We start from the raw sequence: 25446 nt of genomic DNA on the forward strand, positions 1-25446 counted from the left end.
GCGGGGAAACGAATGAATCACCGGGCGTGGAGCTGGGACGATCGGCCCATGACACCTCATTTCGATCAGCTGGTCGCCGAGGCCGCGTCCGTGTCCGTGGACGGGTGGGAATTCTCCTGGCTCCACGGCCGGGCGACCGAGGAGCGGCCCTCCTGGGGCTACCAGAGGCTGCTGGGCGAGCGCCTGGCGGGCGTACGGGCGGCTCTGGACATCCAGACCGGTGGAGGCGAGGTGCTCGCCGGAGCGGGCCCCCTGCCGCCGCTGACCGCGGCCACCGAGTCCTGGCCGCCGAACGTCGACAAGGCGACACGGCTGCTGCACCCGCTGGGCGCCGTGGTCGTCGCGGACGCGGACGAGCCGCCGCTGCCGTTCGGGGACGAGGCCTTCGACCTGGTCAGCAGCAGGCATCCGGTGACCGTCTGGTGGGACGAGATCGCGCGGGTGCTGCGGCCCGGCGGCGGGTACTTCTCCCAGCAGGTCGGGCCGGCGAGCGTCTTCGAGCTCGTCGAGCACTTCCTCGGCCCACAGCCGGAGGAGGTCCGGCGCGGTCGCCACCCCGACGACGCCGTGGCCGCCGCGGCCGCCGCGGGGCTGGAGGTCGTCGATCTCCGGTCGGAAAAGCTGCGTACCGAGTTCCACGACATCGGAGCCGTGATCTACTTTCTGAGGAAGGTCATCTGGATGGTGCCCGGATTCACGGTCCACCACTACCGCGACCGGCTCCGCGAGCTCCACGAACAGATCGAACGCGAAGGCCCGTTCGTGGCGAACACCGCCCGATTTCTCATCGAGGCCCGCAAACCGGGACGATGAAACAGGCGGACGAATGTGCGCCGGATCGGTTGCGCGGACACAGCGTGGCGCAGGTCACTCAATTCATGGCGTAACGAATCGACTCGGGCATGCGATGAACCGACAGGTGTCCTCGCGCGGCGCCGGAATAACGACCCCCCTCGGGCCCGTTCCACGAGTTCGCGCGATGATGTCCCGTCCCGCCCTTATATCTGCCGCAACGAGAGGCTCCTTGTGTCGCTCAGCCCGTCCCGTACGTTCCCTCCGGAGATCGCCGAATCCGAGGCCCTGGTCACGCTCGTCGAGCGTGGCCGCGAGCAGGGTCACATCGACGGTGACGACGTGCGCCAGGCCTTCGAGGCCGGCCGCATCCCGGTGGACCAGTGGAAGCGGGTCCTGCGCAGCCTGAACCAGGTTCTGGACGAGGAGGGCGTCGCGCTGCACGTCAGCGCAGCCCCGGCCGCGAAGGCCCCCGCCAAGAAGGCCCGCAAGGCGGCGGCGCCCGCCCGCACCGTGACCAAGAAGGCCGCCGCGCCGCGCCCCATCGGCGCGCGCAAGACCGCGGCCACCGCCACCGCGGCGGCGATATCCGCTCCGTCGGCCTCCGGGACCGAGGAGGAGGCGGCGGCCGAGGCCACCGCCGAGCCGAAGAAGCGGACGGTCAAGAAGACCGCCGCGAAGAAGGCGACGGCCACCAAGAAGACCGCCGCCACGAAGAAGGGCGCCAAGGACGGCGACGAGGGCGAGACCCCTGCGCCCATCGGCGAGGACTGGGCCGCGGAGGACCTGGCCGACGACGACGAGGAGAAGACTCCGAAGGTCGGCGGCACCCAGGGCTTCGTCCTGTCCGACGACGACGAGGACGACGCTCCGGCCCAGACGGTCATGGTGGCCGGCGCCACCGCCGACCCGGTCAAGGACTACCTCAAGCTCATCGGCAAGGTGCCGCTGCTCAACGCCGAGCAGGAGGTCGAACTCGCCAAGCGCATCGAGGCGGGCCTCTTCTCCGAGTACAAGCTCGAAGAGGAGGAGGACCACAAGCCCGCGTTCAAGCGCGAGCTGGAGATCCTCGTCGAGGACGGGCGCCGCGCCAAGAACCACCTGCTGGAGGCCAACCTCCGCCTCGTGGTCTCGCTGGCCAAGCGCTACACCGGCCGCGGCATGCTCTTCCTGGACCTGATCCAGGAGGGCAATGTCGGTCTGATCCGCGCGGTGGAGAAGTTCGACTACACCAAGGGCTTCAAGTTCTCCACGTACGCCACGTGGTGGATCCGCCAGGCGATCACCCGCGCGATGGCCGACCAGTCCCGCACCATCCGCATCCCCGTGCACATGGTCGAGATCATCAACAAGCTCGCCCGCGTGCAGCGCCAGATGCTCCAGGACCTGGGCCGCGAGCCCACCCCGGAGGAGCTGGGCAAGGAACTCGACATGACCCCCGAGAAGGTCATCGAGGTCCAGAAGTACGGCCGTGAGCCCATCTCCCTGCACACCCCGCTGGGTGAAGAGGGCGACAGCGAGTTCGGTGACCTCATCGAGGACTCCGAGGCGGTCGTCCCGGCCGACGCGGTCTCCTTCACCTTCCTCCAGGAGCAGCTCCAGTCCATCCTGGGCACGCTCTCGGAGCGCGAGGCGGGCGTGGTCTCCATGCGGTACGGCCTCAACGACGGCCAGCCGAAGACGCTGGACGAGATCGGCCGCGTGTACGGGGTCACCCGTGAGCGCATCCGCCAGATCGAGTCCAAGACCATGTCGAAGCTGCGCCACCCGTCGCGCTCGCAGGTGCTGCGCGACTACCTCGACTAGAACGGGACCAGAGCTCGGGGTGGCCGGAGGACCGGTCCGCCGACAGCCCGCGGCGTACGGCCGCCCGCGTCACGGAACACGACGCGGGCGGCCGTACGCCGCGGGCTTCCGCGTTCCCGGTCAGGTCTGGGCGCGGACCTCGGCGGCGGGGGCGGCCAGGCCGAAGACGGCGACCGTGCCCAGCAGGTGGACGGGCGGGCAGGTCGCCCCATGCTCCGGTACGGCGGATAGCGCACCGCATCAGCGGTTTTCGTCCGGTCCGGCCACCGATGCGGAAGGAAGTGTTCCGCTCTGGCCGCCCTCCGGCCGGTGATCTTCCACCGGCACCTGCGGCCCGTCCCGCGACTCCCGCAGCCAGCGCCGCAGCAGCGCGTGCACCGATTCCGCCCCCACCAGCTCCGCCTCCGGCTCGGACAGCACCGTCGGCCACATCAGGAACGGATGCCCCTGCTCCCCGCCCAGCCCGCCGTGGGAACCGATCTGCTCCTCGAAGGCGTGCACCGCGCCGCTGTCCGGGTGGTACGCCGAGTTCACCATGACGTCGGCCACGTGCGGGAAGGAGTCCGTACGGCGCACCGCCACCGCCGCGCCCGGACCGAAGGGGGCGAGAAGTTCCTCCGCCTCCCCCGGCGCCGAGAGCCGGGCCGTCGCCCCGCCCGGCCCCAGCACCAGGCCGTCCATCAGCAGGAACCCCACCCCGGGATGCTCGGCCAGGGTGGTCAGTAGCGCCGGGTGGTCCCGCTCGATCCGCTCCCGGGTGGCCCGGCCCGGGATGTCCGGGAAGGAGATCAGGCCGAGGTTGCCGGAGGCCAGCACCACGGGCTCGGAGCCGCGCGCGGGGCGCACCTCCTCGTCCGTCTCCTCCACCGGCCGGTGCAGGGCGGCCCGGACCGCCGAGCGGGCCTCGGCCCCGCTGGGGGTACGGCCCGCACGACGCGGGACCGGGAGCCCGCAGCCCGCCCGCACCAGGTCCTTCAGGGTGAGCCCGTACCGCCCGAGGAAGGTCTCCCCCGGGCTCTGGCCGTGGTCGGAGAGGATGACGATCCGGTAGGTGCGGGGCGCGTGCTCGGCGACCCGGGCGATCAGCGCGAGACTGCGGTCGAGACGGGCGAGGACCTGGTCGGTGTCCCGGCCGCGCGGGCCCGAGTGGTGCGCGACCTCGTCGTAGGCCACCAGGTCGGCGTAGACCGCGGCGCGCCCCGCGAGCATGTCGCCGATCACCGCGGCCACCACCACGTCCCGTTCCACCACCGTCGCGAAGGCCCGGATGGCCGGGTACAGCCCGCCGCGCGAGACCCTCGGGCGGTCCCCCCGCGCCTTCGCCCGGACCGACTGGCCGATCTCCCGGCCCACCTCGGCCACGAAGGACAGGGCGGTGCGGACCGCGTTGGCGGGGTCACGGAAGTAGGCGACGTACCCGGCCCGGGAGTGGTTGCCGCACCCGCGCCGGGCCGAGACCGACAGCACCAGGGCCAGCTGGTCGGCGCCGCCGCTGAACAGGTTGCCCCGGCTGGCGCCGTCCACGGTGAGCAGGCCCAGGTCACCGGTCCGGGCCACCGCCCGGCGTTGCAGGGCGGCGGCGCTGCTGGGCCGGTTGCAGACCACGATCTCGCCGGTGTCCTTCTCGTACCAGCGGAAGGCGGGCACGTCGAAGGTGCTGCCGTGCAGGATCCCCAGCTGGCTCGCGCCGGTCTGGCTGGACCAGTCGGTGCGCCAGGCCGTCACCCGGTGGGTGTCCTCCAGCCATCCGGCCACCGTCGGCATCAGCCCGGCGCCCGCCGCCCGCCGCAGCGCCTCGTAGCCGACCCCGTCGAACTGGAGGAAGAGCAGCCCGGGCGCCAGCGCGGGGACCAGCAGCAGGGCGCGGACCAGGACCGGCCACACCAGTGCGCTGAGCAGACCGAAGGCCCCGGCGCCCCAGGCGGCGGTGAGCGCGATCCGGGTGACGCTGTCGCCGCCCGCGGCGCCGGGGTCCGGCTGGAGCCGGAAGTCCGGCAGGGCGGCGGCCAGGACCAGCATGGTCAGGGTGGACACCATCCAGACGAGAATGACCCGCGCCAGGGCGGCGCCCGCGGTCCGCCATCGGCCTCGCAGCACGCCGTACCCGCCTCGCGTTCCGGCCCGCGCCCCGCTCGCGGGCCCCCGGCCCAGCGTCGCACAGCGGAGCTGCCCGGGCGGGGTGACACGGGAGGCGTACGGACGTACGGAGCGTGCCGCGCACGGGTGTATCCGCGCCGCCGGGAAAGAACGGGCGGGGCACGGCGAGGGCTGCGCGGCCGGGGTGCGCGGCGCAGGTGCGCGGCCGGGGTCAGGTGCCGTCGTAGCCCGCGGTCGGCATGGACATCCGGCGGTGCACCTCGGCCTTCATCCCGGAGGTGTAGGCGGGTTCCTCCTGTCCGGCGGTCTCCAGCCGGACGCCGCGCCGCTCGCACTCGGCGGTGAACTCCTCGACCGAGCGCAGGGCCCGGCGCAGCACCCGGTGGTTGGGCGCGACGAACAGGTCGACCTGTCCGGTGTCGATGTCGGACCAGAGCCCGCAGTGGTCGGCGCGCAGCCCGTAGACGAGCAGCCGCCGGGTCACGACGTAGCCGTGGTCGGCGGCCCAGCGGACGCACATGGCGTGCTGGGTACGGATGTCCACGATGAAGGGGTCGGCGTCCAGTTCCTCGAGCGGGGTCAGGCTGGCGATTGCGGCGACGCGCAGCTCATCCATGCCGCCCGACCCTACTCCGATCCGTCCCGCACGAGGAGTGGGCCTTCGGCCACGGTGCGGGGCGGGGCCCGGGCGGTTCGGCCGGTGACGCCCTAGGCTCGGGGGGACGTTCGAGGTAGGGAGGGGTCCGGGGTGCCGGTGGACATCACCTGGTGGGGGCATGCCACCTGCACGGTCGAGGACCGCGGGGTCCGGCTGCTGACCGACCCGCTGTTCGCCCGGCGGCTCGCGCACCTGCGGCGGCGGCGCGGGGCGGTGCCGCCGCCGGAGGCGGCCGAGGCGGAGGTGGCGCTGGTCTCGCACCTGCACGCCGACCACCTGCACCTGCCCTCGCTGGCGCGGCTGGCGCCGGGGACCCGGCTGCTGGTGCCGCGCGGGGCCGGGCGGGCGGTGCCGGGGCTGGTGCGGGTCGCGCGGCTGCGCGGGCTGAGCGTCACCGAGGTGGCGCCGGGCGAGACCGTCGGTGCGGGCCCGGTGGAGATCCGGGTGGTCGCCGCGCGCCACGACGGGCGGCGGCTGCCGTTCGGACCGCGGACCGTGCCCGCTCTCGGGTACGTGGTGCACGGCTCGGCGGTCACCTACTTCGCCGGGGACACCGGGCTGTTCGACACGATGGCGCGGGAGGTCGGCCCGGTGGACGTGGCGCTGCTGCCGGTGGGCGGCTGGGGTCCGTACCTGGGCCCGGGGCACCTGGACCCGGGGCGGGCGGCGCGGGCGCTGGCCCTGCTGGCGCCCGCCGCGGCGGTGCCGGTGCACTACGGGACGTACTGGCCGGTGGGGATGGACGCGGTGCGGCCGCACGAGTTCCACGCGCCCGGCGAGGAGTTCGCCCGGGCGGCGGCCCGGCTGGCGCCGAAGGTGAGCGTGCGGGTGCCGGACCACGGGGAGCGGGTGCGGCTGCCGTGATCCCGCACGCCGCGCTGGCGGTGGTGGGGCAGGGCCCGGCGCAGAGCACGGGGCAGGTGGTCGGCTACCCGGCGCTGTTCGTGCTGGTGGCGCTGGGGGCGCTGGTGCCGGTGATTCCCACCGGGGCCCTGGTGAGTTCGGCGGCCGTGGTCGCCTTCCACCAGCGCTCGCTGCCCTTCGGGGTGCTGCTGGTCGTCGGGGTGGCGGCGCTGGGAGCGTTCCTCGGCGACCTCGCCCTGTACTGGCTCGGGCAGCGGGGGGTGCGTTCGCGCGGCGGCTCGCGGTGGCTGGAGTCGCTGCGCGGGCGGGCCGGTGCGGAGCGGCTGGAGCAGGCCCGGATGCGGCTGGACGAGCACGGGGCGCTGGTGCTGGTGGTCTCGCGGCTGATCCCGGCCGGGCGGATCCCGGTGATGCTGGCCTGCCTGCTGGCGCGGCTGCCGCTGCGGTGGTTCGCGCGGGGGGACGCACCCGCGTGCCTGGCCTGGTCGGCGACGTACGGGCTGATCGGGATCGTGGGCGGTTCCCTGTTCGCCGAGCCGTGGAAGGGCGTGGCCCTCGCGGTCGGGCTCACCCTGCTGATCAGCGGCGCGCCTGCCCTGTGGCGCCGGGTGCGGGGCCACAGAAGGGCGGCCTAGAAGGCGCGGGAGGCTCCGATCGGGAGGTCCCAGAGGTGTTCGCGGGGCAGGCCCGCGCGGTTCCAGGCGGCGCGGGCGCGCAGCAGCGGCTCCATGACCGGCTCGGCGGACAGGACGAAGGTGGCCCAGTGCATCGGGGCCATCCGACGGGCGCCGAGCTCGAGGCAGGCCCGTACGGCCTCCTCCGGGTCGGCGTGCACGTCGCGCAGCCACCAGCGCGGGGCGTACGCCCCGATCGGCAGGAGGGCCAGGTCGATGCCGGGGTGCCGGCGGCCGATCTCGCCGAACCAGTGTCCGTAACCGGTGTCGCCCGCGAAGTAGACCCTCTTGCCGGTGCCGACGTCGGTGAGCACCCAGCCGCCCCACAGGGTCCGGCAGGTGTCCAGCAAGGAGCGCTTGGACCAGTGGTGGGCGGGGACGAAGGTGAAGCGTACGCCGCCCAGTTCGGCCGCCTCCCACCAGTCCAGCTCGGTCACCCGGGTGAAGCCGCGGCGGCGGCACCAGCGGGCGAGGCCGGCCGGGACGAAGAGGGCGGTGTGGCGCGGCAGCCGTTTGAGGGTGGCCGCGTCGAGGTGGTCGTAGTGGTTGTGGCTGATGACGACGGCGTCCACGGGAGGCAGCCGCTCCCAGCGGACCCCGACCGGGGTGAGCCGGGCCGGGGTGCCCAGGATCCGGCGGGACCAGACGGGGTCGGTCAGCACGGTCAGCCCGCCCAGCCGCAGCAGCCAACTGGCGTGCCCGGCCCAGGTGACGGCCACCGTGCCGGATGCGGCGGCGGGCAGCGGGCCGGGCTCGTAGGGCAGGTCGGGGATCCCCCGCAGCCCCTCCGGCCCGGGCCGCAGCGCGCCCTCCCGGGCGAGCCGGGCGAAGGCCCGCAGTCCCGGCAGCGGGGTGGTCAGCCGGTCGGCGAACGACCTCGGCCAGTGCCGCACCTCGCCCAGGGGCCGGATCCCGCCCGGCGGGACATCCTTGGGCGGGACCTCCCCGGGCGGGCGCGCGGCACCGCCCTGGGGGCCGTTCGCGGCGCGCGGACCGGCCGCCGGGCGGCGCCCGGTCTGATTTCTCATCAAGAACGCTCCGTTCAGCGGCACATGAGGCTCGGGACAGGTCAGGTCAGTTCCGCGAGCACCGACCCGAGCCGGTCGAGGGACCGCCGTACGTGCGGGAGCTCCAGGGGGTCCGGGGCGGCCAGCGCGGCCAGTCGTTCCTCCGGCGTGGCGCCCAGCAGCGGGCCGGTGGACAACCGGACGCGCAGGGCGCCCAGTTCGTCGGCGAAGCGCTGGCCGCCGGGCGTGGGAGCGCCGAGCCGGGCACCGAGGTGGTCCTCCAGCTCCATGGCGTCGCCGACCCCGTGCCGGGCCAGTCCGGCGCGCAGCGGGGTCAGGTCGGCGTAGAGGTGGCGGCCGGCCCGCGGCGGCCGGGCCAGCGCCCCGACGGCCAGCAGTTCGCGGTGCGCGGCCCCGGCCACCGCCCCGTGCAGGGCGGCGGCGCCGCGGCCGCGGGCGCGCACGGCCCCGGGTTCGTCCAGGGCGTACTCGGCGGCGGCCGCGACGGGGGCCGCGAGCAGCGCGCCGGTCGCGGTGAGGATGTCGAGGGTGCGGGCGCGCAGCCAGGTGCCGCGGGCGGTGCCGGGGAGGCGCAGGACGGCGGCGGGCCAGCCGCCGGGCAGCAGCGCGCCGGAGAGGTCGAGGAGGACGGCGGCCTGCTCGGGGAGCATCTCGGCGGGGCTGAGCACGGTGTCCTCGTGGGGCCGGTGCACGGTGTCGCGCCAGGTCTCGTCGCTGACCACGAACAGCCCCGCGGACTCGGCCGCCTCGCACGCCTCGCGCAGCAGTTCCGGCGGGGCCACGGTCGCGGTCGGATCGTCGGCCACCGACAGCAGCAGCACCCGCGGGTCGCCGCCCTCGGCGCGCACCCGCCGTACGGTCTCCAGGAGGGCGTACGGGTCGGGCACTCCGCCGCATTCGGCGGGGGTCGGCACGTGATAGGCCCGCCGTCCCAGCAGCCGGACCTGGGGCGTCCACCAGGCGGGACAGGGGCGGGGCAGCAGCACGTCCCCGCCGTACGCGCCGAGCAGCGCGAGCAGCAGGGCGGGGGCGCCGGGCCCGGCCGCCACGGCGTCCGGCTCGGCGGTCAGGCCGCGCCGGGCCCAGTGGCGGCAGGCCGCCTCCCGGAGGGACTCACCGCCGCCCGGGGGCTCGGGGGCGCAGCGGGCCGCCGCCGCCGCGAGGACGGCGGTGAGCTCGGGCAGGACGGGCAGGCCGGGCTCCGGTGCCGGTGCCGGTGGACCGTACCGGACCGGACCGCGCCCCTGCGCCGCCGTACGCCACATCCCCGCCACCGCCTGCACCACCGCTTCCGTCCGGGCGTCTCCGGGCAGACCCGACCCGGCTTGATCGCCCTGGTCCTGCCTGACCCGACCTTTATACGGTCCTTTTATCAGATATGCCCTTTATTGGGCCTTCGTACGTGCGCCACGCGGCGCGGGACCCGCGCTCACCGCGCCCGCCCCACGAGCGCGAGCAGCCGGGTCTGCGCGTCCGCGCCCGGCGGCACCTCCACCGGGGCGGCGTACGCTCCGCTCGACGCGAGCGTGTCGGCGTACGGCATGACCTCCTTGATCGAGAACTCGACCAGGCCGTCCGGCAGCCGGTCGTCGGCCCCGATCCCCCGGGCCAGGTCCCAGGCGTGCACGACGCAGTCGGCCGTCAGCTCCGCGCAGTACGCCGCTCCCTTCGACGGGCCGTAGGAGAGGTGGACCGTGCGGTCCAGCGCCCCCGGCGCGGCGAAGGCGGCGTGCGCGGCGGCGGCGGCCCGGTCCCAGGCGGCGGCCGGGTCCTCGCCGAGCAGGTCTCCGGAGAACGCGTCACCGACGTCCTCGACGGTCCGCCCCTCCGTCACCAGCGGCGGGATCCAGAGCTGCTCACCGACGACGTGGCCCACCAGTTCGCGCACGGTCCACTCGGTACAGGGGGTCGGCCCGTCCCACTGGCCGTCCGTGACGGCGCGCACGTACTCGCCGAAGAGCCGTAGTGCCTGCTCGTGCTGGTCGAGCAGCGCGTCGGGCCGGCGTCCGTCTGCTCCCACGGGTCTCACGTCCTTTCCGATGGGGCCGCGCCCCTTGGGGCCCACTGTCCTCGCCCCTCGTTTCCCCGGCTACCGGACCGCCCAACCTCCTTTCCCCGCAAGACCCGTGTCCACATCGCGATACCCCTATCTCGTATCCCGACATGGTCCTCTACCGTGACGAGCACGCCCGACGAGCACGCTTCGACGCTGAAGGAGTCCCGCCATGGAGACCGGCCCCGACACCGCGCACGAGCCCCCGCACGAGACCGCCGTCTACACCCACGGGCACCACGAGTCGGTCCTGCGCTCGCACCGCTGGCGCACCGCCGGCAACTCGGCCGCGTACCTGACCGGCGAGCTGCGCCCGGGCATGAGCGTGCTGGACGTGGGCTGCGGGCCGGGCACGATCACCGCCGACCTGGCGGAGCTGGTCGCCCCCGGCCGGGTGACCGCGGTGGACGCCTCGCAGGACGTGATCGAGCAGGCCCGGCAGTACGCGGCGGAACGCGGTCTGACCGGCATCGAGTTCGCCACGGCCGACGTGCACGCGCTGGAGTTCCCCGACGCCTCCTTCGACGTGGTCCACGCCCACCAGGTGCTGCAGCACGTGGGCGACCCGGTACGGGCGCTGCGCGAGATGCGCCGGGTGTGCCGCCCCGGCGGGATCGTCGCCGTACGGGACGCCGACTACGCGGCCATGACCTGGTTCCCGGGGACGCCCGGCCTGGACGAGTGGCTGGACCTGTACCGGCGGGTCGCCCGCGCCAACGGCGGCGAGCCCGACGCGGGGCGCAGGCTGGTGTCCTGGGCGCGGACCGCCGGGTTCACCGAGGTCGCCGCCTCGGCGACGGCCTGGTGCTACGCGACCCCGGACGAGGTGGCGTGGTGGAGCGGTCTGTGGGCGGACCGGACGACGGCCTCCTCCTACGGCCGGGTCGCCACGGAGGGCGGCCACGCCACTCCCGCCGACCTGACCGGGATCGCCGGGGCCTGGCGCGCCTGGGGCCGGGCGCCCGACGCCTGGTTCTCGGTCCTGAACGGCGAGATCCTGTGCCGGGCCTGAGCGCCCTCGGCGAGACCCCGTGCCGGGCCTGACCGCAGCGCGCCGACGTACGGGTCAGGGCCGGGTCGGCCGCATCCGGAAGTCGTAGCGTTCCGGGAGCGGCCGCCCGCTCAGGGTGGACCAGACCTCGCCGAGGATCTCGTCGCCCTCCCGGAGGTCGGGGACCTCGAAGCCCTCGTCGAACAGCCGGACCGCCGCGCCCACATGGCCCTCCGCCGCCAGCAGCCGGGCAGCCAGCAGGCGGAAGCGGCCCTCTTCGCGCAGGGCGGGCCGCAGCCGGTCCCAGACCGCCCGGGCCCCGGCCGGGCGCCCCGCCGACAGCAGCGCCGTCATCGCCTCCCGCCCGAGCGCCGACTCGGCGGCCGTCCAGCCCGCGCCGCCCCGGCTCTCCTCGGCGAGATCGGCGAAGGCCTCCGCGTACCGGTCGGCCGCCCTCGCCCGGTCGCCCGCCAGCCGGTCCGCCACCGCCATGCAGCGCAGCAGCGGCCACCGCGAGGGAGCCAGCGCCAGGCCGCGCTCCCAGCTCCGTACCGCCTGGGCCACGTCGCCCGCGTGCCACTGGGCGACCCCCAGGTGGTACTCGGTCAGCGGGTCGGCCGGGGCCGTCTCCAGCATGTCCCGCCAGTGCGGGGCGACCAGGCTCGGCCCGGGCGGGGCCACCCGGCGCGGGCTCGGGAACACTCCGGTGCGCCACAGCTCCAGCCACGGCAGCTGAGCCTCCCCGAGGTCCGCCTCGGCGAAGGGGGTGCCGGGGAGCTTGTGGCCGCCGCGCAGCACTTCCAGCGCGCCCCAGCCCGACCCGGCGGCCAGCCGCTCCCCCGGTTCGTGGTCGGCGTACGGCAGCCACGCCCGGTACGCCGCCTCCACCCGCTCCCGGGGCAGCGCGGCCTCCAGCGCCCGCGCCGCCTCCTCGCGGGCCGCCGCCCAGTCGTCCCCGTGCACCGTCCCGGCCGCCGCGGTGAGCGGACCGTAGGCCTCCAGCCAGCTGAACTCGCCCCCCGGTTCCAGCCGTACGTGCTCCAGCTGGGTCCGCGCGAGCCCGGCCTGGATCTCCGCGTACCCGGGGCTGCCGGGCTCGGTCAGCCACTCCTGCCAGCGCCGCCCGCCCCGGCCTGCGCCCCAGACGAAGAGCTTGCGCCCGCGCAGCCGGTCGGTGGAGGTCTGCGCCAGCCCGTGCCCCGCGGCGTCGAGCGAGGCGATCCAGGGCCGGGCCCCGTCGGCCAGCTCGTAGAAGTAGTCGGCGGGGTACTCGCCGCGCAGCGGGTACGTGCGATCCGCGCCCTCCCAGTGGGGCACCGGGATCCGCCGCAGCGACCGTTCGTACCCGAAGTGCCAGGCCTCGGCCGCCGGGGCGAGCACGCGTGTGCCCTCGTCCTCCGGGACCGCGATGTTGGACCACCAGTAGACGGGCGCGGTCCGCTCGTGCGGATTGCGCACGCGGACGCCGACATGGAGGAACTCCGAGTCCTCCGGCAGCCACAGGTCCACCTGGAACGGCAGGTCGCGCAGCCGCTCCCACTCCCACATCCGGAGCATGGTGGAGCCGTCGGGCGCCGGGACCAGCGCGGCGTGCAACGGCGCGCAGGACAGGGTGGTGTGCCCGGTCGCACCGATGTTCCATTCGATGCCGCCGGAGAACCAGGCTCCGTTGAGGGCGAAGTTCGCGGGCTGGAACACCGGGTTGCGGTAGAGGAGTTCACGGCCGGCCGGCAGATGGACGATCGAGTGGATCCGGCCGCCGAGCAAGGGAAGCACGGTCACCCGCAGGTGCGCGTTCTCCAGTACGACGGTCTCGACCTCGGTGTCCGTACGCTCCCGTTGGTAGCCGTCCAGGATCCGCGCGGGCAGCAGCGATCTGAGCGGCTCGTAGCCGATCTGCCGGGCCATCTCGCGGGGCAGACCGTTCCGGGAGCGCTCGTCGAGCGTGTGGATCTCGGCGGGCGCACCCAGCGCGGGCAGTGGGTTCTCGGGCCCCAACGGGGCTGCGGGCAGCGTCAGTACGGAACGTCGGACGATCGTGGCCATGAGGGAAATGGAACACGCCACGGCGGCCGAAGCACAGCCATTCGGCGGATCACACCCGGTCAGGATTACGCAAAGGCCCCGGCGACCAGATCGGCGAGCAGCGCGCCCGCACTGGCGTCCGGGTCGAGGTCCGGGTCGTAGACGGTCACGTTGAGCCCGACGCAGCGCGGGGACTTCACCAGGACCGCCAGCAGTTCCCCCAGCTCGTCGGGGAGCAGGCCGCCCGGATCGGGGCTGTCCACGGCGGGCATGACGGCGGGGTCCAGCACGTCGGCGTCCAGGTGCACCCAGAACCCGGCCGTGACCGGCGGACGCAGTCCCTCCAGCGCCACCCGGGCCACCGGCCCGGCCCCGGCCTCCCGGATCTGGCCGACGGTGACGCTCATGATCCCCGCGGCGGCGAGTTCGGGGAGGTCCGCGTCCCCGTCCCGCAGCCCGAAGATCCGTACGTCCTCGTCCCGCAGGTACGGGGAGCGGCCCTCGAGGTCGGAGAGGGCGGCCTCGCCGCGCCCGGTGGCCAGTGCCAGCTCCTCGCCCCCGGCCGCGCCGACGGGCCCGTTCACGGCCGTGTTCCCGGGGTGCCGGAAGTCGGCGGAGCCGTCGATGACGGCCAGACCGTAGCGTCCTAGGCGGCGCATGGCGAGCGAGGCGCCGAGCTGGATCGAGCAGTCCCCGCCGAGTACGACGGGGAACTCCCCGGCGCGCAGGTGCCGTTCGATCCGGTCGGCGAGGGTGACGGTGTACGCGGCGAGGGCGGCGCCGTTGAAGACCCCGTCTCCCTCCCGCCAGTCGCCGGGGTCGTAGCGCGGTGGTACGACGACCCCGCCCTCGCGCGCGCTGAGCCGGGCCAGCAGGCCCTGCTCGCGCAGCGCCCCGGCGAGTTTGTAGACCCCGGGCACGGCGCCGGGGGCGGGCGGGCGCAGACCGAGGTTGGACGGGGCGTCGAGGAGCACGATCGTTCGCATCTGCTCATCCTGCGTGATGCGGGACCGCCGGGTCGAGCATCTCCCGGGTGACGGCCCAGCGTTCATGGTCGCGCCACACTCCGTCGACGCGCAGGAACGCGGGCGAGAATCCCTCCCGGCGCAGGCCCAGGCGGCGGACGAGGGCGAGGGAGGCGGTGTTGCCGGGCTGGACGTTCACCTCCAGCCGGTGCAGCCCGAGGCCGCCGCCGAGGGCGCCGGGCCCGGCGCCCGGGTCCGGGTGCGGGTTCTGGTCCGGGTTCTGGTCCGGGTTCTGGTCCGGGTTCTGGTCCGGGTGCGGGTCCGGGTGCGGGTCCGCGAAGGCATGGCCGATGAGCAGTCCCAGCGCCTCGGTGAACAGGCCCCGCCCGGCGGCGTGCGCGAAGGCCCCGTACCCCAGCGCCCCGCACTGGAAGGCCCCGCGCACGATGTTGTCGACGTTGACGAACCCGGCGATCGCGTCGTCCTCGCGCGCGCAGACCAGGAACCCGGCGCGGGCGCCGTCCTCCCCGGTCAGCCGGGCCGCGTAGGCCTCGTACTCCTCGGGCGTCCGCGGCGGGAACAGCCACGGCCGGTGCAGTTCCCGGCTCTCCCGCGCGCGCCGGAGGAACTCGGGGCCGTCGGCGGACCGGATGCGCCGCAGCCCCACCCGGGGCCCTTCGGCGACGTAGGGGGAGGCAGGCATCCGTTCAGGCCGGCTCAGGGCCGCAGCTCCAACCGGGGGATGTCCCGGCGCCCAAATCCGAAGGTCTGGGCGTACAGGGAGAGTTCGGCCTCCAGGGCGCGCACGATCGTGTCCGCCCGGCGGAATCCGTGGCCCTCGCCCTCGAAGGCGAGGTAGGCGTGCGGGACGGAGCGTCCCCGCATCGCGGCCAGGAACCGCTCGGCCTGCGAGGGCGGGCACACCGCGTCGTCCAGGCCCTGGAGCAGGACGAACGGCGCGGTGATCCCGTCGGCCCGGGACAGCGGCGAGCGGTCCCGGCAGCTCACGGCGAGGGTTTCGGGCGGTCCGGCCAGGCCGTCGATGTAACGGGATTCCAGGTCGTGGGTCTCGGCGGCGAAGCCGATGAGGTCCAGCACCGGGAAGATGATGGTCCCGCAGGCGTAGACGTCGGTCGCGGCCAGCGAGGCCGCCGCGGTCCAGCCGCCCGCGCTGCCGCCCCGGATGGCGAGCCGGGCCGGGTCGGCGGTGCCCTCGGCGGCCAGCGCCCGGGCCACGGCCGCGCAGTCCTCCACGTCGACCACGCCCCACTGCTCGCGCAGCCGCTCGCGGTAGGCCCGCCCGTAACCGCTGGAGCCGCCGTAGTTGACCTCGGCGATCCCGATGCCCCGGGAGGTGAAGTAGGCGATGTGCAGGTCGAGTACGGGCGGCACGTGGTCGGTGGGGCCGCCGTGCGCCCACACCACGTAGGGCGGCAGCTCGTCCGCGGGGGCCCGCAGGGTGGGGTGGTGCGGGGGGTAGACGTGCGCGTGGATCTCGTGGTTGTCGGGGCCGAGGAAGGTCCGGCTCTGCGGTTCGGGGTAGTATGCCGGGTCCACCGGCCCCCGGCCGCGCCCGGTCCGGGGCCTGCGGCCGCCCTCCCGGCCGCCCCGGTCGTTCACGGCCCGGGGGGTCACTTCCCGGGCGTTCACGGCCCGGGCGTGGCCGGTCGCGGTGTCCAGCTCGACCACCTCGTAGGGGGTGCGCGGGCTCGCCGCGACCCCGAAGACCCGGGTGCCGTGCGCGACGAGGGTGGGCTGCCAGGCCGTCCAGGGGCCCGCCGCGTCCACCAGGTCGCCGGTCTCCGGGTCCAGTACGGCGAGCAGTGAGGAGCCCCGGCCGTGCAGAACGGCGACGGGACCGTCGGCCAGCGGCGCGAGCCAGCTGAGCCCCGGCTTCCAGAGCGGCCCGCCGAACTCCTCCTCGCGCGGACAGAGGTTGACGGGCTCCCCGCCGGTACGGCTCACCCGGTACGGGTTCCACCAGCCGCCCCGGTCACTGAGGGCCAACAGACTGCCGTCGGAAGCCCATTCGGCCTGGGCGACGGCCTCCTCGGGGCCGCCGAGCACGGTACGGATTCCGGTGAGCGTGCCGTCGTCGCTCACCTCGGCCAGGTGCAGTTCGGTGCCGTCCCAGGGCATCCGGGGGTGGTCCCAGACCAGCCGGACCATCTGCCTGCCGTCCGGCGAGAACCGCGGACCGGTGCTGAACCGGTGCCGGTCGTCGGTGAGTTCACGAACGGCCGCCCGGTCGTCGGCCGCCGATCCGTCCAGCGGTACGGCCGCCAGGACCCGGCGCACGTCCGTCGGCGCGGGCCCGGTGAACTCCTCCATGACGCACCACACGGCGTCCTCGCGGAGCACCGGATCCACCCAGCGCAGCCCGCCGCCGGTCCGGCCGACGGGGGTCAGCGGGCGCGGCACGGCGCCGGCCACGTCCGGCTCGTACGCGTACAGCCGCTGGTCGGCGAAGTGGACGAAGACCACCAACGGGCCTTGTCCGTCAGACCGTTCGATGCCTGTCCAGGGCAGGCCGCCGTACTCGGTGAACCGGCTGCGCACGTTCCAGGGCGAGGGCAGCACCGAGTGGGCGGGGCCGCCGTCGGCGGGCCCGCGGACCAGGGCGCGCCTGCCGCCCTCGTCCGGCCGCGGCTCGGTCCACCACACCTCGGCGCCGACCGTCCCGAGGTACTCGGGCCGCCCGTCGTGGGAGGCGGCCAGCGCCGCGCCGACCGGCGAGGGCCAGCTGCCGTAGGGCGCGGTCGGCACGGCGGGGCCCTGGGGAACGACGGGGACCATCACAGGGTCCGCAGCGCGCGGTCGAGGACCTGCACGCCGAAGTGCAGGGCGTCGACGGGGACCCGTTCGTCCACGCCGTGGAAGAGGGACCAGTAGTCGAAGCCGGGGGGCAGTTTGAGCGGCGAGTAGCCGTAGCCGGTGATGCCGAGCCGGGAGAACTGCTTGGCGTCGGTGCCCCCGGCCATGCAGAAGGGGACCACGCGCCCCTCGGGGTCGAAGTGCTCGACGGCCTCGCGCAGGACGGCGAACGTCCGCCCGTCGAGCGGTGCTTCGAGGGGCGCCTCGCGGTGGTGGAACTCCCAGTCGACGTCGGGGCCGGTGAGCGCGTCCAGGGTGGCGCGGAACTCCGGCTCGCCGCCGGGCAGCATCCGGCCGTCGATGTAGGCGGTGGCATGCCCGGGGATCACGTTGAGCTTGTAACCGGCGCTGAGCATGCTGGGGTTGGCGCTGTTGCGCACGGTCCCCTCGACCAGCATCGCGGCGGGCCCGAGCCGGGCCAGTACCGCGCCGAGGTCGAAGCCGGGGGCCCGGGGGTCCACCGACTCCCCCTGGAGCGCCATGAGTTCGGTGAGGCAGGCGGCGACGGTGTCGGTCATGCGCACCGGCCATTCGTGTTCGCCGATCCGCGCGACGGCGGCGGCGAGCCGGGTGACGGCATTGGCCCGGTTGGGCTTGGAGCCGTGGCCCGCGGTGCCGTGCGCGGTCAACTTCAGCCAGGCGGTGCCCCGTTCACCCGCGGCGACGGGGTAGACCGCCCGACCGGGACCGGTGTGGACGGTGAAGGCCCCGGATTCGCTGAGTCCCTCCGTACACCCCTCGAAGAGGTGCGCGTGCCGGTCGGCGAGGAAGCCCGAGCCGTCGACGGCGCTGTCCTCCTCGTCGGCGGTGAGGGCGATCACGATGTCGCGGCGCGGTCTGACGCCCGCCCGGGCCCAGGCCCGTACGACCGCCAGGATCATCGCGTCCATGTTCTTCATGTCGACGGCCCCGCGGCCCCAGACCACCCCGTCGCGGACCTCCCCCGAGAAGGGGTCCACGCTCCAGTCGGCGGCCTCGGCGGGCACCACGTCCAGGTGGCCGTGGACGAGCAGCGCGTCGGCGCCGGGGTCGGTCCCCCCGATCCGGGCCACCACATTGGTGCGGCCCGGGGTGCGCTCCAGCAGTACGGGCTCCAGCCCGGCGGCGGCCAGGCGTTCGGCGGCGTACTCGGCGGCCGGGCGTTCGCGGCAGTCGCCGCCGCCCCGGTTGGTGGTGTCGATGCGGATCAGACCGGAGGTGAACTCGACGACCTCGTCGAGCGCCGTCCGGTCGACGGCCGTCGTCACCGCTCGCGAACCAGCCGAACCAGCCGAGGCGTCCGTGGCGTCCGTGGCGTCCGTGGCGTCCAGAACCTGTTCCATGTCACCCATACTGCTCCTCCACCGCTGCCGAGACGATCGTCGTGACCGTCTTGAAGGTCCGGATCCCCTCGTACATCGCCCCACTGGTGTAGCCGATCCGGCGCTCACCGGTCCGCTCGACCCCCGGAACCACGGTCGCGGCCATCGCGAGGTGTTCGGCGTCGAACTCCACCTCGACGGTGAAGGGGCCGCGGCGCACCGGCTCGTACCGCACCGCGAGGGCGGTGGCCTCCTTGGCGGCGGCCCGGATGTCGGCGGCGGTCCGGGCGGGGGTGCGGCACACCGCCGCGTAGCGCGACACGTGGTCCTTCACGGCGACCGTACGGGCGCCGGGCGCGTACCCGGCGGCGTCCGCGCAGGTCAGGTCGTCGCCCGTGACGAGGACCACGGGGACCCCGTACTCGGCGACCACCAGGGAGTTGAGCCTGCCCTCGCTCGCGCGCACGCCGTTGACCCAGACCCCGGTGATGGAGTTGGCGAGGTAGGTGTGCGCGAGGACGCCCGCTTCGCCCGCGCCGGTGTGGTAGCCGACGAAGGCGATCCCGTCGACGTCTCCGTGCTGGACCCCCTCGACCATGGAGAGGGACTTGTGGCGGCCGGTGAGCATCTGCACGCGCTCGTCCAGCCGCTCCAGCAGCAGGTTGCGCATGGTCCAGTGGGCTTCGTTGACGAGCACCTCGTCGGCGCCGCCGTCGAAGAAGCCGAGGGCCGCCGCGTTCACGTCGGAGGTGAACATGGCGCGGCAGCGTTCCCACTGGGGGGTGCCGGGCAGGACGTCCGCGGGCCAGGTGACGCCGGTGGCGCCTTCCATGTCGGCGGAGACGAGGATCTTCATCAGGGCCCCCGGGCGGTCGGTCGCGACGCAGGTGCCCCAGCCTATCCAGGGCCACCGCCCGCGCCCAGGGAGCGGCGCGCCGGGCGCCGCCGCGCGGGCGCCGCGTACGGGCGGGCGCGGAGAGCGGCCGGGCACGGCGGGCCGGGCCGCGGTGTCCACTCGAACCGGTGAGCCGCCGCGGGGGCGCCCACCGGTCCGCGGTCCCCTCACGGGGCCGCCCGGCACTGGCTCAGCCCTCGACCTCGGCGGCCAGCTTCTCCAGCACCGCGTCGTAGATCCGGCCCAGGCCCTTGGGCGCGAAGGTGCGCTCGAAGAACCCGCCGATGCCGCCCGCGCCGTTCCACACGGTGCTGACCACGGCCTTCGCCGCCCCCTCGCCCGCCGGGGTCACGGTCCAGGTGGTGACCATGGAGGAGTTGCGGTCCTTCTCCACGAGCTGCCCGTCCGTGGGCTCGGTGACCTCCAGCAGGCAGTCACGCACGCGCTTGCTGGTGGCCTGGAGCTTCCAGTGGACCAGGGTGCCCTCGCCGTCGCCGCCCTCGCGCACCTCGTACTCGCTGAAGTGCTCGGGGAGCAGCTTGCTCCGGGTGCCGCTGTAGTCCGCCAGCGCGTCGAACACGGTCTCCGCGTCGGCCGCGATGATCCGCTCCGTGGTGGCCTCGACCTGCGCCATACCTGTTCCTCCAGCAGTTGTGATCGCACTTCCCCCGCAAGCCAACCACCTCCGGGTCGGCCGCCCAAATCCGGGGTCCGCCGCGGCAACGCGCCGCGGGGGCCCGCTCCGCGGGGTCGGCCTGGCGGTCACACGTTCCTCCGCGGCGCGAGCGCCGCGGGCGGCCCGTCGGCCCCGCGCGCCACCCGTCCGCGCCGCTGAAATGTCATCAGATCGGGCCAACGCGCCTCCCAATCCCGGCTTCCGCCCGCTGGTTCCGGGACGATTCCGCCCAGAACCCTCGGCTGGGAGGCCCCATGATCCGCCCCTTGAAGAAGCGCGCCGCGGTGCTGCTGTCGGTCGCCACCGTCGCCACCGCCCTCGCGAGCCCGGTCACGGCCGCCGCCCCCGTCGCTCCGGCGCTGCGCTGGAGCGACTGCAAGACCGCCCGCTACCCGACCCTCCAGTGCGCCTCCCTCTCGGTCCCCCTCGATCACGACCGGCCCGCCGGGCGGCGGATCTCCCTCGCCCTGACCCGGGTCCCGCACACCGGCAAGACCTCCCAGGGGCCGCTCCTGGTCAACCCGGGCGGACCGGGCGGCAGCGGGCGGGCCCTGGCCGGTTACGTGGCCTCCGCGCTCCCCAAGGCGGTGGCCGCCCAGTACGACGTCATCGGCTTCGACCCGCGCGGGGTCGGCAAGAGCGAGCCCGCGCTGGACTGCGCCGCCGGGCACTTCGCGGCCGTACGCCCGGACTCCGTGCCCCTCGATCCGGCCGTCGAGCGGGCCAACCTGGAGCGGGTGCGGTCCTTCGCCGGGGCCTGCGGCGCCAAGCACGCGGACGTCCTGCCCCACATCGGCACGGTCGCGGCCGCCCGGGACATCGAGCTGGTGCGCGCGGCCCTCGGCGCGCCCCGGATCAGCTACTTCGGCTACTCGTACGGGACCTACCTGGGCGCGGTCTACGCGAAGCTGTACCCGCACCGCGTGCACCGGCTGGTGCTGGACTCCATCGTCGACCCGGACGGCATCTGGTACGAGGACAACCTCACCCAGGACCGCGCCTTCGACGCCCGCCACAAGGCCTTCCTGGCCTGGGTGGCCCGCTACGACTCCGCCTACCACCTGGGCACCGACCCGGCCGGGGTGGAGAAGCGCTGGTACGCGATGCGGGAGGAACTGCGCACCAGGCCGGCGGGCGGGAAGGTGGGCCCGGCCGAGCTGGAGGACACCTACATGCCGGGCGGCTACTACAACGGCTACTGGCCCAGCCTCGCGGAGGTCTTCGCCTCCTACGCGGCGCGCGGCGAGACCAAACCCCTGGTGGCGGCCTACGAGCGGTTCGGGGCGGTGGAGCCTTCGGCGGGCAACAGCTACAGCGTCTACACGGCGGTCCAGTGCCGTGACTCGGCCTGGCCGAAGGACTGGAACACCTGGCGCGCCGACATGTGGCGCACGCACGCCGAGGCGCCCTTCATGACCTGGAACAACGCCTGGTACAACGCCCCGTGCGCGTTCTGGCCGACGGAGCCCCTGGCGGCCCCGGACGTCACCAACGCCGAACTGCCGCCCGCCCTGCTCTTCCAGGCCACCCTGGACGCGGCGACCCCGTACCGGGGCGGGGTGCGCATGCACGAGAAGCTGAAGAACTCCGCGCTGGTGGTCGAGGAGGGCGGCGGCAACCACGGCATCGCGCTCAGCGGCAACACCTGCCTGGACGAGAAGCTGGCGGCGTACCTGGCCACGGGCGCGGCGGCGGACGCGGCCTGCGCGGCCCGCCCCGATCCGAAGCCCGCCGCTGCCACCCGCGCCGTTCCGGCGACCGCGGGCGGCGCCGCCCTGCACGGCATGCTCGGCTTCCGCGGCTGAACCCGGCGCGTGCCCGGCCCACCGCGACCGGCCGGAGGACCACCGCGACCGGCCGGAGGACCACCGCGACCGGCCGGAGGTGTCAGGCGGGGGCCGTGAGCCCCCGCAGCGCCTCGGTCGCGGCCACCGCGAGGCGCGGGTGGGACTGGGCCCGGGTCAGCACCTCCCGGGCCCGCGGGTCACCGAGCACGCCCAGCCCCTCCACGCAGGCCAGCGCCACCCGCCAGTACGGATCGCGCGGGCTCAGCAGCCGGGCGAGGGTGGCGATCAGGGTGGGGACGGATTCGGGAGCCCGCAGCGCCGTCAGGAGGCGGACGGGGTGCAGGGCGTAGGCCGTGCGCAGTTCGTTGGTGGCCAGGGCCGCCGCCGCGCGGGCGGTCCGGGGATCGTTCAGCACGGCGAGGACCTGCGCGGCGGCCTCGCAGCGCGGCGGGTCGCGGTGGTTGAGCAGCAGCACCAGGGACTCGAAGGCGCGCCGGTCACCGGCCAGCCCGAGCCGGTAGGCCGCCAGCTCCCGGGCCCACAGCGGACGGCCCGCGGCCGTCAGCGAATCGGCCAGCGCGTCCGGTCGCGCCGTCAACAGCGCGTCGTACTCCGGCGCTTGGTCCGCCTCTGCCCGTAGCCGCTCCAGCACGTTCACCCACCCACCCTAGGACGGCCGCGGCACGGGCGAGCGGTGTACGTCACATCTGCGCAGGACATCTCCCGTGCTCTGGCCAACCGGTTACCGACGGGTTAATGTCCTCCACAACACGTACGAGAGCGGCCTGGTGACGCAGCCGCTCCCGTGTCCGTCGGTCCGGTACCCCGTTCTGCCCGGGTACCGATGCTCGTACGGCGTGGCCCCGGGACAGGGTCCGCCGCTCTCCGCCCCGCACGGCACAGCCCTGCATGGCACCCGCCCGTAAGGCCTCGCGTCTACGGACCTCCGCCCGCTCGGCATTCGGCGCGCCCCTGTGCGCGCGCCCTCCCTCAGTCGTCACTCTTCACTGGAGTCCCGCGATGGACCGTCAGTCCAGTCAGCCCACCCCGTCCGCTTCCGGACCCTCCTCCCTGCACACGATCGCCGTCGTCGGCCTCGGCACCATGGGCACCGGCATCGCCGAGGTCCTCGCCCGGGCCGGCCGCGAGGTCATCGGCATCGACATCGACGAGAGCGCGGGCCGCCGGGCCACGGCCGCACTGGCTGCCGCCACCGCCCGTTCGGTCACCCGCGAGCGGCTGACCGGGCAGGAGCGGGACGCCGTGCTCTCCCGCTTCCGCACCTTCACCGAGCTGACCGCGGCGGCCGACGCCGACCTCGTCATCGAGGTCGTCCCGGAGTCCTACGAGCTCAAGCAGCAGGTCTTCGCCGCGCTGGACGCCATCGTGCGCCCCGACGCGCTGCTCGCCACCGGGACGAACGCGCTGTCCGTGACCCGGCTCGCCGCCGAGTCCCGGCACCCCGAGCGCGTGCTGGGCCTGCACTTCTTCAACCCGGCCCCGGCGATGAAGCTGGTGGAGATCGTCTCCTGCGTGCTCACCGCCCCGTCCGCCGTCGAGGCGGTCACCGCGCTCGCCCGGGAGCTGGGCAAGGAGCCGGTGGCGGCGGGCGACCGGCCCGGGTTCGTGGCCGACGGGCTGCTCTTCGGCTACCTGAACCAGGCCGCCGCCATGTACGAGGCGAAGTACGCCTCCCGCGAGGACATCGACGCGGCCATGAAACTGGGCTGCGGTCTGCCGATGGGGCCGCTGGCCCTGCTGGACCTGATCGGCGTGGACACCGCCCGTACCGTCCTGGAGGCCATGTACGCCTCCTCCGGCGACCGGCTGCACGCCCCGGCCCCGATCCTGGGCCACCTCGCGGAGGCCGGACTGACCGGCCGCAAGTCCGGGCGCGGTTTCTACACGTACGAGGCCCAGGGCAGCCCGGTCATCGTGCGCGACCTCCAGACCCCGCTGGACGGCGCCGTGATCGCCGCGAGCCGCCCGGTCTCCTCGGTCGGCGTGGCCGGTTCCGGCACGATGGCGAGCGGGATCGCCCAGGTCTTCGCCCAGGCCGGGTACTCCGTGGTGCTGGCGGGGCGCAGCCAGGACAAGGCGGACGCGGCGAAGGCCGCGATCGGCAAGTCCCTGGCCCGTGCGGTGGACAAGGGACGGCTGACGGCGGAGGCCGCGGCGCGGACCCTGGACCGGATCTCCCCGGCCGGTTCGCTGGAGGCCTTCGCCGAGGTCGACCTGGCGGTGGAGGCGGTCGCCGAGGACCTGGCGGTCAAGCAGGACCTGTTCGCGGCCCTGGACAAGGTGTGCAGGCCCGGCGCGGTGCTGGCCACCACCACCTCGTCCCTGCCCGTGATCGCGATCGCCCGCGCGACCTCGCGCCCGCAGGACGTGATCGGCATGCACTTCTTCAACCCGGCGCCCGCGATGAAGCTGGTCGAGGTGGTCCGTACGGTCCTGACCGCCGACGACGTGCACACCACGGTCCGGGCGGTCTGCGCCAAGGTGCGCAAGCACCCGGTGGACTGCGGGGACCGGGCGGGGTTCATCGTGAACGCGCTGCTGTTCCCGTACCTCAACAACGCGATCAAGATGGTCGAGCAGCACTACGCGAGCCTCGACGAGATCGACGCGGCGATGAAGCTGGGCGCCGGTTACCCGATGGGGCCCTTCGAACTCCTCGACGTGGTCGGTCTGGACGTCTCGCTCGCCATCGAGAAGGTGCTCCACAAGGAGTTCCGGGACCCGGGGCTGGCCCCCTCCGCGCTGCTGGAGCACCTGGTCGCGGCGGGCTGCCTGGGCCGCAAGACCGGCCGCGGTTTCCGTGAGTACGCCCGCCGGTAGGCCGCGGGCACCAGAGCCGGATGCGTGGGGAGGGCTGCTCGGCAACGCCGGACCCTCACGGCGGGACACTCCCACCGAGCCCAGTGCGGGCCCTCCCCCGCATCCACCCCCGTCAGTGACCGGTCGCGGCCCCCGGCCGGGGCCCCGCAGGAGCGCTCTCCCGGGCGAATGAAGTACTTTCGCTCTATGTCCCAGCCCGCCAAGACCTCGTCCCGCGCCACCTCCGCCTCCGACGCCCCGGAGAGCGCCGCGGGTACCCGGGCGGCCGCCCAGCGCCTGAAGATGCGCCGCGAGCTGGCCGCGGCGGCCATGGAGCTGTTCGCGACCAAGGGGTACGAGGCCACCACGGTCGACGAGATCGCCGCGACCGCGGGGGTGGCGCGCAGGACCTTCTTCCGGCACTTCCGTTCCAAGGAAGAGGCGATCTTCCCGGACCACGACGACACCCTGACCCGGGCCGAGGCGGTCCTGGACGTGGCCCCGGCGCACGAGCACCCGCTCGACACGGTGTGCCGGGGGATCAAGGAAGTCATGAAGATGTACGCCGCCTCGCCGGCGGTGTCGGTGGAGCGCTACCGGCTGACCCGTGAGGTGCCCGCCCTGCGGGAGCGCGAGATCGCCTCGGTGGCCCGCTACGAGCGGCTGTTCACGCGCTACCTGCTGGCACACTTCGACGAGCAGGACCACCACGACGGCAACGACGACCCGCTGCTCGCCGAAGTGGCGGCCTCCGCGGTGGTCACCGCCCACAACCACGTGCTGCGGCGCTGGCTGCGGGCGGGCGGCCAGGGGGACGTGGAGGGGCAGCTGGACCACGCCTTCTCCATCGTGCGCAAGACCTTCGGCAGCGGCATCGGCGCCGGGCGCTCGGGCGCCGGGGGCGGAACCGCGGCTCCGGCCGCGGCCCGCACCGAGGGCGAGGTCCTGGTCGCGGTGGCCCGTACCGACGCACCGCTCGACGAGGTCATGCGGACGATCGAAGAGGCGCTGCGCAACAACAAGTAGCGACGGTCGTCACAAGGGCCGCTCCCGTTCCGGGGGCGGCCCTTTCCGTATGTCCAGCTTGCCCCTACTCGCGGGTAACTCTGATCGATCATCGCTCATCTGCGCAGGTCAATC

21 protein-coding genes are annotated in these 25446 nt (G+C 74.5%); 8 read left to right on the forward strand and 13 right to left on the reverse strand.

Annotated elements, in window-relative coordinates:
* Positions 1–48: 48 nt before the first annotated feature.
* Entirely contained in the window at positions 49–813 is a 765-nt protein-coding gene (locus QMF80_RS13015) for a class I SAM-dependent methyltransferase (RefSeq protein ID WP_283452697.1), read from the forward strand.
* Between the two features lie 213 nt (positions 814–1026).
* Positions 1027–2598, forward strand: coding sequence for an RNA polymerase sigma factor (locus QMF80_RS13020; RefSeq protein WP_283452698.1), 1572 nt, complete (start codon positions 1027–1029; stop codon positions 2596–2598).
* 240 nt (positions 2599–2838) lie between these two features.
* On the opposite strand, the gene QMF80_RS13025 is transcribed toward QMF80_RS13020, so the two are convergent.
* Both QMF80_RS13025 and QMF80_RS13030 read right to left on the reverse strand, forming a co-directional pair.
* A complete protein-coding gene (locus QMF80_RS13025) occupies positions 2839–4635 on the reverse strand; it encodes an alkaline phosphatase family protein (protein ID WP_349372204.1) in 1797 nt (598 codons plus the stop codon).
* A gap of 271 nt (positions 4636–4906) precedes the next feature.
* Positions 4907–5311: a hypothetical protein gene (locus QMF80_RS13030; RefSeq protein ID WP_283452702.1), complete on the reverse strand. Its 405-nt coding sequence runs from the start codon at positions 5309–5311 to the stop codon at positions 4907–4909.
* A 132-nt stretch (positions 5312–5443) separates the two neighbouring features.
* On the opposite strand from QMF80_RS13030, the gene QMF80_RS13035 reads away from it, so the two are divergent.
* Together QMF80_RS13035 and QMF80_RS13040 are read left to right on the forward strand one after the other, a co-directional pair.
* Entirely contained in the window at positions 5444–6217 is a 774-nt protein-coding gene (locus QMF80_RS13035) for an MBL fold metallo-hydrolase (RefSeq protein ID WP_283452704.1), read from the forward strand.
* Positions 6214–6852 (forward strand): DedA family protein, encoded by a 639-nt coding sequence (locus QMF80_RS13040; RefSeq protein WP_502962831.1) that lies wholly within the window; start codon positions 6214–6216, stop codon positions 6850–6852. The genes QMF80_RS13035 and QMF80_RS13040 overlap by 4 nt, the downstream gene beginning before the upstream one ends.
* Here QMF80_RS13040 and QMF80_RS13045 read toward each other — a convergent pair.
* From QMF80_RS13045 to QMF80_RS13055, 3 genes are all read right to left on the reverse strand, one after another.
* Positions 6849–7919 (reverse strand): MBL fold metallo-hydrolase, encoded by a 1071-nt coding sequence (locus QMF80_RS13045; protein ID WP_283452706.1) that lies wholly within the window; start codon positions 7917–7919, stop codon positions 6849–6851. The genes QMF80_RS13040 and QMF80_RS13045 overlap by 4 nt on opposite strands.
* Before the next feature lie 41 nt (positions 7920–7960).
* Positions 7961–9184: an aminotransferase class I/II-fold pyridoxal phosphate-dependent enzyme gene (locus tag QMF80_RS13050; protein ID WP_283452905.1), complete on the reverse strand. Its 1224-nt coding sequence runs from the start codon at positions 9182–9184 to the stop codon at positions 7961–7963.
* Between the two features lie 164 nt (positions 9185–9348).
* Positions 9349–9939: a TIGR03086 family metal-binding protein gene (locus tag QMF80_RS13055; RefSeq protein WP_283452708.1), complete on the reverse strand. Its 591-nt coding sequence runs from the start codon at positions 9937–9939 to the stop codon at positions 9349–9351.
* Between the two features lie 205 nt (positions 9940–10144).
* Between QMF80_RS13055 and QMF80_RS13060 the strand changes: the two genes are divergently transcribed.
* Positions 10145–10984: a class I SAM-dependent methyltransferase gene (locus tag QMF80_RS13060; protein WP_283452710.1), complete on the forward strand. Its 840-nt coding sequence runs from the start codon at positions 10145–10147 to the stop codon at positions 10982–10984.
* Between the two features lie 54 nt (positions 10985–11038).
* Here the strand turns inward: QMF80_RS13060 and QMF80_RS13065 are convergent, their stop codons facing one another.
* The 7 genes from QMF80_RS13065 to QMF80_RS13095 all read right to left on the reverse strand — a co-directional run bounded on the left by QMF80_RS13065 (position 11039) and on the right by QMF80_RS13095 (position 19657).
* On the reverse strand, positions 11039–13009 hold the full coding sequence (locus tag QMF80_RS13065) for a DUF5107 domain-containing protein (protein WP_283452712.1): 1971 nt from the start codon (positions 13007–13009) through the stop codon (positions 11039–11041).
* Between the two features lie 65 nt (positions 13010–13074).
* A complete protein-coding gene (locus tag QMF80_RS13070) occupies positions 13075–13974 on the reverse strand; it encodes an arginase family protein (protein ID WP_283452714.1) in 900 nt (299 codons plus the stop codon).
* Positions 13975–13978: 4 nt separating this feature from the next.
* Complete coding sequence (locus QMF80_RS13075; protein WP_283452716.1) at positions 13979–14656, reverse strand: GNAT family N-acetyltransferase; 678 nt, start codon at positions 14654–14656, stop codon at positions 13979–13981.
* A 14-nt stretch (positions 14657–14670) separates the two neighbouring features.
* Positions 14671–16749 carry a prolyl oligopeptidase family serine peptidase gene (locus QMF80_RS13080; RefSeq protein WP_283452720.1) on the reverse strand — a complete coding sequence of 693 codons (2079 nt, stop codon included), beginning with the start codon at positions 16747–16749 and terminating at the stop codon, positions 14671–14673.
* Entirely contained in the window at positions 16749–18149 is a 1401-nt protein-coding gene (locus QMF80_RS13085; protein WP_283452722.1) for a M20/M25/M40 family metallo-hydrolase, read from the reverse strand. The genes QMF80_RS13080 and QMF80_RS13085 overlap by 1 nt, the downstream gene beginning before the upstream one ends.
* A gap of 1 nt (position 18150) precedes the next feature.
* Complete coding sequence (locus tag QMF80_RS13090; protein WP_283452723.1) at positions 18151–18984, reverse strand: M55 family metallopeptidase; 834 nt, start codon at positions 18982–18984, stop codon at positions 18151–18153.
* 229 nt (positions 18985–19213) lie between these two features.
* The gene (locus QMF80_RS13095) at positions 19214–19657 is read right to left on the reverse strand and encodes an SRPBCC family protein (protein ID WP_283452724.1); all 444 of its coding nucleotides are present in this window, start codon (positions 19655–19657) and stop codon (positions 19214–19216) included.
* A 296-nt stretch (positions 19658–19953) separates the two neighbouring features.
* Here QMF80_RS13095 and QMF80_RS13100 point away from each other — a divergent pair, with 296 nt between their 5' ends.
* A complete protein-coding gene (locus QMF80_RS13100) occupies positions 19954–21504 on the forward strand; it encodes an alpha/beta hydrolase (RefSeq protein WP_283452725.1) in 1551 nt (516 codons plus the stop codon).
* An 82-nt stretch (positions 21505–21586) separates the two neighbouring features.
* Here the strand turns inward: QMF80_RS13100 and QMF80_RS13105 are convergent, their stop codons facing one another.
* Entirely contained in the window at positions 21587–22144 is a 558-nt protein-coding gene (locus QMF80_RS13105) for a HEAT repeat domain-containing protein (RefSeq protein WP_283452726.1), read from the reverse strand.
* Between the two features lie 362 nt (positions 22145–22506).
* On the opposite strand from QMF80_RS13105, the gene QMF80_RS13110 reads away from it, so the two are divergent.
* A complete protein-coding gene (locus QMF80_RS13110; protein ID WP_283452728.1) occupies positions 22507–24327 on the forward strand; it encodes a 3-hydroxyacyl-CoA dehydrogenase family protein in 1821 nt (606 codons plus the stop codon).
* A 186-nt stretch (positions 24328–24513) separates the two neighbouring features.
* On the forward strand, positions 24514–25332 hold the full coding sequence (locus tag QMF80_RS13115; RefSeq protein ID WP_283452730.1) for a TetR family transcriptional regulator: 819 nt from the start codon (positions 24514–24516) through the stop codon (positions 25330–25332).
* The last annotated feature ends 114 nt before the right edge of the window (positions 25333–25446 follow it).

It is taken from the genome of Streptomyces sp. G-G2 (assembly GCF_030063135.1).
Lineage (GTDB): Bacteria > Actinomycetota > Actinomycetes > Streptomycetales > Streptomycetaceae > Streptomyces.

What these genes read in the sequence shown, in the direction of transcription:
- QMF80_RS13015 (WP_283452697.1), top strand. Translation starts at nt 49, where the DNA reads ATGACACCTCATTTCGATCAGCTGGTCGCCGAGGCCGCGTCCGTGTCC.
- QMF80_RS13025 (WP_349372204.1), bottom strand. Translation starts at nt 4,635, where the DNA reads ATGGTGTCCACCCTGACCATGCTGGTCCTGGCCGCCGCCCTGCCGGAC.
- QMF80_RS13030 (WP_283452702.1), bottom strand. Translation starts at nt 5,311, where the DNA reads ATGGATGAGCTGCGCGTCGCCGCAATCGCCAGCCTGACCCCGCTCGAG.
- QMF80_RS13045 (WP_283452706.1), bottom strand. Translation starts at nt 7,919, where the DNA reads ATGAGAAATCAGACCGGGCGCCGCCCGGCGGCCGGTCCGCGCGCCGCG.
- QMF80_RS13050 (WP_283452905.1), bottom strand. Translation starts at nt 9,184, where the DNA reads ATGTGGCGTACGGCGGCGCAGGGGCGCGGTCCGGTCCGGTACGGTCCA.
- QMF80_RS13060 (WP_283452710.1), top strand. Translation starts at nt 10,145, where the DNA reads ATGGAGACCGGCCCCGACACCGCGCACGAGCCCCCGCACGAGACCGCC.
- QMF80_RS13065 (WP_283452712.1), bottom strand. Translation starts at nt 13,009, where the DNA reads ATGGCCACGATCGTCCGACGTTCCGTACTGACGCTGCCCGCAGCCCCG.
- QMF80_RS13070 (WP_283452714.1), bottom strand. Translation starts at nt 13,974, where the DNA reads ATGCGAACGATCGTGCTCCTCGACGCCCCGTCCAACCTCGGTCTGCGC.
- QMF80_RS13075 (WP_283452716.1), bottom strand. Translation starts at nt 14,656, where the DNA reads ATGCCTGCCTCCCCCTACGTCGCCGAAGGGCCCCGGGTGGGGCTGCGG.
- QMF80_RS13080 (WP_283452720.1), bottom strand. Translation starts at nt 16,749, where the DNA reads ATGGTCCCCGTCGTTCCCCAGGGCCCCGCCGTGCCGACCGCGCCCTAC.
- QMF80_RS13085 (WP_283452722.1), bottom strand. Translation starts at nt 18,149, where the DNA reads ATGGAACAGGTTCTGGACGCCACGGACGCCACGGACGCCACGGACGCC.
- QMF80_RS13090 (WP_283452723.1), bottom strand. Translation starts at nt 18,984, where the DNA reads ATGAAGATCCTCGTCTCCGCCGACATGGAAGGCGCCACCGGCGTCACC.
- QMF80_RS13095 (WP_283452724.1), bottom strand. Translation starts at nt 19,657, where the DNA reads ATGGCGCAGGTCGAGGCCACCACGGAGCGGATCATCGCGGCCGACGCG.
- QMF80_RS13100 (WP_283452725.1), top strand. Translation starts at nt 19,954, where the DNA reads ATGATCCGCCCCTTGAAGAAGCGCGCCGCGGTGCTGCTGTCGGTCGCC.
- QMF80_RS13110 (WP_283452728.1), top strand. Translation starts at nt 22,507, where the DNA reads ATGGACCGTCAGTCCAGTCAGCCCACCCCGTCCGCTTCCGGACCCTCC.
- QMF80_RS13115 (WP_283452730.1), top strand. Translation starts at nt 24,514, where the DNA reads ATGTCCCAGCCCGCCAAGACCTCGTCCCGCGCCACCTCCGCCTCCGAC.